Source organism: Micromonospora sp. NPDC049081, from assembly GCF_040648835.1.
Classification (GTDB): domain Bacteria; phylum Actinomycetota; class Actinomycetes; order Mycobacteriales; family Micromonosporaceae; genus Micromonospora; species Micromonospora antibiotica.
The window spans coordinates 275,627-282,057 of the sequence record NZ_JBEZEK010000007.1 but is presented as its reverse complement, the minus strand read 5'-3'; the positions used below and the strand labels follow the sequence as shown (position 1 = coordinate 282,057).

Here is a 6,431-nt window from a genome sequence, read left to right as displayed (position 1 = left end):
GGACGCCGAGCGGCGGGAGCTGCTGGCCGAGCACGGCAAGATGGCGCGCGGCTACCCGGACGTACGGGCCAACACGGTGGCGTCGTTCGCCCTGGCCGGCACCGCCGGGCCGCCGCCGCACATCAGGGGATACGCCAACCTCGTCGCGGCGCGGTGCAGGTCAGCGGGTGGAGATGCCCCCGCTGAGCGCGGGGGAGGTCAGACCGGCCTCGTTCGAGACCACCACGACGTGGACGAACGCCTGGGGCATGTGGGTGAAGTGCCAGGTACGTCGTCCGGTGTCCGGGGTGCCGTAGATGACCGCCCGGGCGACGCCGACCTCGGTGGTGGGGATCGGCGCACCCCAGGTGGGTATCGGGGTCGGCAGCGCGGGCCCACCCGGCGGGGTGGTCGGCAGCCCCGGATCGGTGGGGGTGTCGTCCGGGGTGGTCTGAAGCCAGCTCAGGTCGATGCGGTAGTTGTCCTCCCGCACCGAGTTGTCGGTGAAGGTGACGTCCAGCGTCCGCTTGCCCTCCTGGTAACCGGCGGACAGCGTCAACGCGCTGGGCGCTGCCGGGGTGACGCGGTACTGCGGGCAGGACAGCGGGGCGACCTCGGGCACCGGTTGGCTGCCGTCGGGCACGTTGTTCGCGGTGACACAGAATCCGTGCACCCCGGCCAGCGCCGAACTCGGCACCGTGAAGGAGAAACCGACGAACGCGCCCCGCTCGACGTGCCACAGGTTCGCCGGGCGGGTCACCGCAGGTGGTACGTCGGTCTGCACCGTCACCTGCACCGGGCCGCCGTTGGGATCACTGGCCCACCCGCTGACCCGGACGGCCCCGCCGACGTACTCCCACGACTCCAGCCAGCCCATCGGATACTTGTCGCTGCCCACCGGTGGCGGTGTCGGCTCGGCCGGGCTGTCGTCACAGGCCGGCGGCGGGTCGGGCACGTCGCAGTAGGGGCGGGCGAGCGCGGTCCCGTTCGCGACCACGGTCAGACCGGCGCTGAGGGTGAGCGCCAGGCCGATGGCGAGGAGTCTCTTCATGCCCACAGCAACGCAGGCATCACTTGCGCCGGACTTGGCGCGGCGGTCGGTGGCCGCGTTCAGTCGCCGCCAAGTGTCAGGAGCTTTCCTGGGTCGTCGCGCCGGGGCGCGCGGCGGCACGCAGAGAGGAACACCATGGGCAGCATTCTCGTCACCGGCTCGGTGGACGGCATCGGCCAGCGCACCGCGGCGCAACTCGTCGCCCGTGGGCACCGGGTCGTCCTGCACGCCCGCAACGAGGAACGGGCGGTGGTGGCCAAGGCGGCGCTTCCGGCCGCGTCCGGGATCGTGGTCGGCGACCTGCGCTCCATCGAGGAGACCACGGCGCTCGCCCGGTCGCTGGCCGCGTTCGGCCGCTTCGACGCCGTCGTGCACAACGCGGGGATCGCCCGGCTCGACGCGCCGGAGCGGGAGTTGACCCGGGACGGACTGGAGTCGACGTTCCAGGTCAACGTGCTCGCGCCGTACCTGCTGACGGCGCTGTCACCGCCGCCCGGGCGGCTGGTGTTCGTGTCGTCGGCGATGGCCGCCGACGGGCTGGCCGACCTGACCGACCTGCGGTACGACACCCGCCCCTGGCACGGCGTCGAGGCGTACTCCCGGACGAAGCTGCTGGACCTGGCGCTCGCCTTCGCGGTGGCCCGCCGGTGGCCCGGTGTGCTGAGCAACGCGGTCGATCCCGGCTGGGTGCGTACCAGGATGGGCGGCGACGCCGCACCGACGAGCCCGGACGACGCCGCGCGGGAACTGGTGCGCCTCGCCGTGGACGTCGACCCCGGGGCCCTGGCCAGTGGACGGTACGTCAGCGCGCGGGACTGGCGACCGGAGCGCTCGCGGATCGACCCGTTGGGGGACGAACTGCTCCTGCGGTGCGCGCAGCTCACCGGCGTCGAGTTGCCCGGACCGGGCCGGGCGGGAGGGGCCTGACGCCGGTCGGCCGGTGCGCCGAGGACCACGGCGGTGGGCAGCCCCCGGCGACGGTCGTCACGCCGGTCGGTTGCCGGTGCGTCGGCGGCTCAGCGCGCCTGGTCGGGCCGGAGCACCGCCCGCGCGACCGCCGACCGGCACGCTACCCCACGGTGCGGGTGGCGTGCCGGTCGGCGGCGGACTACTCGGCCGGGTCCCGGCGGGCCGGGCCGGCGACCGCATAGGTGACCAGCCCACCGATGGCGAGCACCGCCGCCACCACCGTGGCGGCCCGGCTGTCGGGCGGTTGGCCCTGCCACGTCGCGACCGCTCCCCAGGTGCCCGGCTGTGGGTAGAGGGCGGCGATGGTGGTCCACCCCAGCGGCAGGAACCAGGACCGGGTCGCGCCGACCACCGTGGCGCACAGCGCCATCAGACCGAGCAGCCCGGTGGCGTCGCGGACCACCAGCGCGACCGGCCCGAACCGGGCTCCGGTGTGCCGGGTGGCGAGCAGGACCACCAGGATGATCAGCAGGCCGGCGAGCAGGTGCACCGCGCGCCGCCAGGCCCAGCGCACCGACGCGGTCCGCTCCAGGTTCTCGTCCGGGCCGGCGAGGGTGGGCGCGAGCGCCGTGACCATCAGCAGGACGGTCAGGACGACCATCATCGAGGTGACGTCCCGCTCCTTGGCGAAGGCCAGGTACAGCGCCCAGAGCACCGCCACCCCGCCGACCGCGGCGGCCAGCGCCAGCGGCACGTGTCGCGACCGCAGGTAGAGCAGCGTCCAGGTCACCGGGCACTCCGCGACAGCATCCCGGTGGGGTCCTGGCAGGCCCGCAGGGCGTCGCGGACCGCAGTGACCCGGGCCAGCGCCTCCGCCTCGGGCAGGTCACGCAGGCCCCGCCACAGGGTGACCGCTTCGGGGTTGATCCCGGGGTCCTCCTCGATCATGCCGGGAACCACCCCCACGTCGGACCGCGGTTCACGGCCCAGGAGCCAGTAGGCCGCCGCCCGTTCGACCACCTCGTCGCCCTCTTGGCACTTCCCGTCGTACGGGACGCCCAGGTGCCTGACGATCTCGGGGACCACGGCGGCCGGGTGGGCGAGCCGGCCCCGCTTGTCGATCCGGATCCCGATCGTGACGACACCCGGCTTGGTGACCGGCGTGACCTGGTCGAACGTGATCGTGCGGGTGTCCTCGTGCACGACGGCCGGCGCATCAGGCATCTTCGCCAGCGCCGTGAGGCCCTCCCGGGCCAGCGGGGCCACCGTGTCGAGCACCTTGGCGTGGACCCGGCTGACACACACCGTCGGGGTGTCGTCGGTGCACACCAGCTCCTGCGCGACCGGGTCGACCGGCCAGTTGAGCGTGTCCCGGTCGTGGGGGAGGACCGTCGTGGCCACCACGAATCCGAGCAGTACCGGCAGCACCGCCATCGCCCGGACCCGCCAGCCGTCGGCGACGTACAACAGCAGGCCGGTGACGGCGAGCGTGATCATCGAGATCGCCAGCGCGCCGCTGACCCGGTTGTCGATCGTCTGGTAGTCGTGGAACGGGCCCGAGCCGTGGGCCGGGGAGATCGCCGCGGCCACCCGGTCCGGCGTACCGACGGTGACGAAGAAGACCAGCAGCACCCCGCCCACCGCCAGCGCCGGTGCGGTCACCAGGGCGGGCAGCAACCGCCCGATCCCCAGCCCGAGCCACCCCGCAGCGACCAGGGACAGCGCACCGACCGTGGTGACGACGACGAAGTGCAGCAGGGGCAGGTACGACGCGGTGGTGACGATCCAGGCGATGCCCGCCACGGTCACCAGGAGATAGGCGGTCACGAGGGTGAGGGCCATCGTGCCGAGCACCGGCAGCATCCGCCCGGCGCGGGACCGGGCGGTGGTGGCGAACAGTTCGCCGACCTTCGCCCGGTGCTCCCGGCGACCCTGCCAGGCGCCGGCTGCGAGGGCCAGCGGCCACAACAGGAGCAGGTACTCCCGGATGGCCAGGGCCAGGGCCATCCAGCTGCTCGACCAGCGGCCGGTCGCCACGTACAGCGCGCCGACCCCGACCACCACCGTGACCAGCGCGGCGCCGACCGCGGCGGAGCGGCGCAGTTCGATGCCCATGATGCTCATCCGGGTCCCCTGCTCTCCTTCGGGCTGCGGGGCGGCGTGGACGGTCCGCCCGCTCATCGGGCGGCCTCCGCGCGGTGCTGACGCAGCAGCGCGGAGTAGCCCCGCTCCGCCGGGCTGTCGCCGGCGTGGCCCGCGTCGCCCTGCGCGGCGAGCACCTCGGGCGTGCCCCGCCACACCAGGCGGCCCTCGTTCACCAGCACGACGTCGGTGCAGGCCGCCGCCACGTCCTCGACCAGGTGGGTGGAGACCAGCACGCAACTGTCGGTGCCGAGGTCGCGCAGCAGCTCACGGAAGTCGAGTCGCTGTTCCGGGTCGAGGCCGACGGTCGGCTCGTCGAGCAGCAGCAGCCGCGGGTCGTTGACGATGGCCTGGGCGATGCCGGCCCGACGCAGCATGCCGCCGGAGAGCGTCTTGAGCCGGGCGTCGGCCCTGGCGGTGAGCCCGACCCGGTCGATGGCCCGCTGCACCGCCGCCGGGATGGCGGACCTGGGCATCTCCTTGAGCCAGGCCATGTAGCCGACGAACTCGCGCACCGTGAACCGGGGGTAGTAACCGAAATGCTGGGGCAGGTAACCCAGGTCGCGGCGCACCGGTCGCAGCTCGGCGCGGCCGTTGACCGGGTGCCCGAGCAGCGTCAACCGGCCACCGGCCGGGGCCACGACGGTCGCCAGGGCCCGCATCAGCGTGGTCTTGCCCGCGCCGTTGGGGCCGAGTAGCCCGTGCACGCCGGTGCCCAGGGCCAGGTCGAGGCCGTTGACGGCCAGGTGCCGACCGGCCCGGACCTGTAGGGCCTCCGCGTGGATCGTCCAGGGATAGGTGGTGGCGGTCGTCTCGACCGCGCTCACGGCACGCATCGTCGTCATCTCCTTCGGTGATCGCCTGGGGGCGGCGTGGGATACGGCCCGGGGGGCCGGGTAGCGGGTGGCGGGTTACCCGTGGTGGGAGAGCCGCCGGAATCCGTTGGCCCGCAGGAGGGCCATGATGGTCAGGACGACCGTGGCCAGGGCCCAACTGGGGGCGCTCTGCGCCGACAGCAGCACCGGCAGCCGGGCGGCGACGAGGCTGGGGGCGACCACCGCGAGCGTCCAGACCGTGACCAGTCCGATCGCGGCGTGGCGTACCCCGACGAGGGTGCCCAACAGGAGCGTGGCGGCGGTGAACGCCAGGCAGGGCAGCAGCATCAGGGCAAGCGACATCCCGGTGCCGGCACCGACCACCGCGAGCGCGGGAATGACGAACGCCAACACCGCAGCCGTACGCCGCAGCAGCATCGTCAGACCGCTGGCGGGCGTGGCGGCGATCAGCTCCCAGGCCGGGTCGGCCCGCCGGTGCCAGGCGACGGCCACACCGGGCAGCGGTGCCAGTGGTGCGATGAGCAGCACCAGCGAGGGGGTGCCGACCCACAGCGCACCGAGTACGGCGGCACACGCGAGCACCGTGCCGGTCATCGCCAGCCACGGCAGCAGCGTGCCGACGAACCAGCGGTGTCGCAGCACCGACCAGGGCCGGCTGCGGCCGACGGGCACCGCCGCCGTCGCGATCTCGCGGTCCAGCACCAGCGCGACCTGGTCGATCACGGCCCGGCTCGCCCCGGTGGTGCTGCCGGCCAGCCGGGCGCGGCAGTCGGCGCAGTCCTCCAGGTGCACCTCGATCGCCCAGACGCTGGGTTCGTCGAGTTCCGGATCCCCGGCGGCGTAGCGTTCGATCTGGGACAGGCTGGGGTGGGTGGTCATGACAGCGCCTCCCGGAGGGCGATGCGGGCTCGGCGGACACGGGATTTCACGGTGTTCTCCGGTACGCCCAGCAGCACCGACGCCTCCCGCGAGGAGAGCCCGTCGAGGACGGTGGCCCGCAGCGCGGCCCGGACCTCGGGTGGCAGGACGAGCAGGGCCTGTTCCAACTCCTGGCCGATCCGCGCGGCCATCACCTCGTCCTCGGCGGCCGGGGCCGTGCTCGGCATCAGCTCCACCTGCGGCAGCCGGCCCTTGCGCGCCCGGTGGCGGAACGCGTCGACCAGGCGGTGGGCGGCGATGGTCCACAGCCAGCCCACGGCGCTGCCCTGCGCCTCGGCGCTGTCCCTGCCCCGGGGGCCGGCGAAGCTGCCCGCCGCCCGCCAGACCGCCAGGTAGGTGTCCTGGAGCACCTCGGCGACGACGTCGGGGTCGGCGCAGCGACGGCGCAGGCGCACCTCCAACCACGGCGCGGTACGCCGGTAGAGCTCGTCGAACGCCCGCCTGTCTCCGCGGGCGACGCGTCGTACGAGTTCACCCTCGTCGGCCGCGTCCAGGTCTGTTCTCACACCCGGTCAGACGACGGGTCCACCGGGAATGGGTCCGGCTTCTGTGTGATCGCCGTCACATCCAAGATC

At 73.8% G+C, this 6,431-nt stretch carries 7 protein-coding genes and 1 pseudogene; 2 read left to right on the top strand and 6 right to left on the bottom strand.

Going from position 1 to position 6,431, the window contains the following annotated elements; all coding sequences use genetic code 11:
• Window positions 1-85, top strand: a pseudogene (locus tag AB0B63_RS14060) (chlorite dismutase family protein); the annotation flags it as partial.
• Between the two features lie 75 nt (window positions 86-160).
• Here the strand turns inward: AB0B63_RS14060 and AB0B63_RS14055 are convergent.
• Complete coding sequence (locus tag AB0B63_RS14055; RefSeq protein ID WP_219460552.1) at window positions 161-1,030, bottom strand: hypothetical protein; 870 nt, start codon at window positions 1,028-1,030, stop codon at window positions 161-163.
• A gap of 135 nt (window positions 1,031-1,165) precedes the next feature.
• On the opposite strand from AB0B63_RS14055, the gene AB0B63_RS14050 reads away from it, so the two are divergent.
• Complete coding sequence (locus tag AB0B63_RS14050) at window positions 1,166-1,957, top strand: SDR family NAD(P)-dependent oxidoreductase (RefSeq protein ID WP_357018195.1); 792 nt, start codon at window positions 1,166-1,168, stop codon at window positions 1,955-1,957.
• A 181-nt stretch (window positions 1,958-2,138) separates the two neighbouring features.
• Here the strand turns inward: AB0B63_RS14050 and AB0B63_RS14045 are convergent, their stop codons facing one another.
• The 5 genes from AB0B63_RS14045 to AB0B63_RS14025 all read right to left on the bottom strand — a co-directional run bounded on the left by AB0B63_RS14045 (window position 2,139) and on the right by AB0B63_RS14025 (window position 6,362).
• A complete protein-coding gene (locus AB0B63_RS14045; RefSeq protein ID WP_208570495.1) occupies window positions 2,139-2,729 on the bottom strand; it encodes a hypothetical protein in 591 nt (196 codons plus the stop codon).
• Window positions 2,726-4,120 carry a hypothetical protein gene (locus AB0B63_RS14040; RefSeq protein ID WP_357018164.1) on the bottom strand — a complete coding sequence of 465 codons (1,395 nt, stop codon included), beginning with the start codon at window positions 4,118-4,120 and terminating at the stop codon, window positions 2,726-2,728. The genes AB0B63_RS14045 and AB0B63_RS14040 overlap by 4 nt, the downstream gene beginning before the upstream one ends.
• Window positions 4,117-4,917 (bottom strand): ABC transporter ATP-binding protein, encoded by an 801-nt coding sequence (locus tag AB0B63_RS14035; protein ID WP_208570494.1) that lies wholly within the window; start codon window positions 4,915-4,917, stop codon window positions 4,117-4,119. Before AB0B63_RS14035 ends, AB0B63_RS14040 begins: the two co-directional genes overlap by 4 nt.
• Window positions 4,918-4,992: 75 nt before the next feature.
• Window positions 4,993-5,796, bottom strand: coding sequence for a hypothetical protein (locus tag AB0B63_RS14030; RefSeq protein ID WP_208570493.1), 804 nt, complete (start codon window positions 5,794-5,796; stop codon window positions 4,993-4,995).
• Window positions 5,793-6,362, bottom strand: a complete 570-nt coding sequence (locus AB0B63_RS14025) for a sigma-70 family RNA polymerase sigma factor (protein WP_357018159.1) — start codon at window positions 6,360-6,362, stop codon at window positions 5,793-5,795. The genes AB0B63_RS14030 and AB0B63_RS14025 overlap by 4 nt, the downstream gene beginning before the upstream one ends.
• Window positions 6,363-6,431: the final 69 nt, after the last annotated feature.

What these genes read in the sequence shown, in the direction of transcription:
- AB0B63_RS14055 (WP_219460552.1), bottom strand. Translation starts at nt 1,030, where the DNA reads ATGAAGAGACTCCTCGCCATCGGCCTGGCGCTCACCCTCAGCGCCGGT.
- AB0B63_RS14050 (WP_357018195.1), top strand. Translation starts at nt 1,166, where the DNA reads ATGGGCAGCATTCTCGTCACCGGCTCGGTGGACGGCATCGGCCAGCGC.
- AB0B63_RS14040 (WP_357018164.1), bottom strand. Translation starts at nt 4,120, where the DNA reads ATGAGCGGGCGGACCGTCCACGCCGCCCCGCAGCCCGAAGGAGAGCAG.
- AB0B63_RS14035 (WP_208570494.1), bottom strand. Translation starts at nt 4,917, where the DNA reads ATGCGTGCCGTGAGCGCGGTCGAGACGACCGCCACCACCTATCCCTGG.
- AB0B63_RS14030 (WP_208570493.1), bottom strand. Translation starts at nt 5,796, where the DNA reads ATGACCACCCACCCCAGCCTGTCCCAGATCGAACGCTACGCCGCCGGG.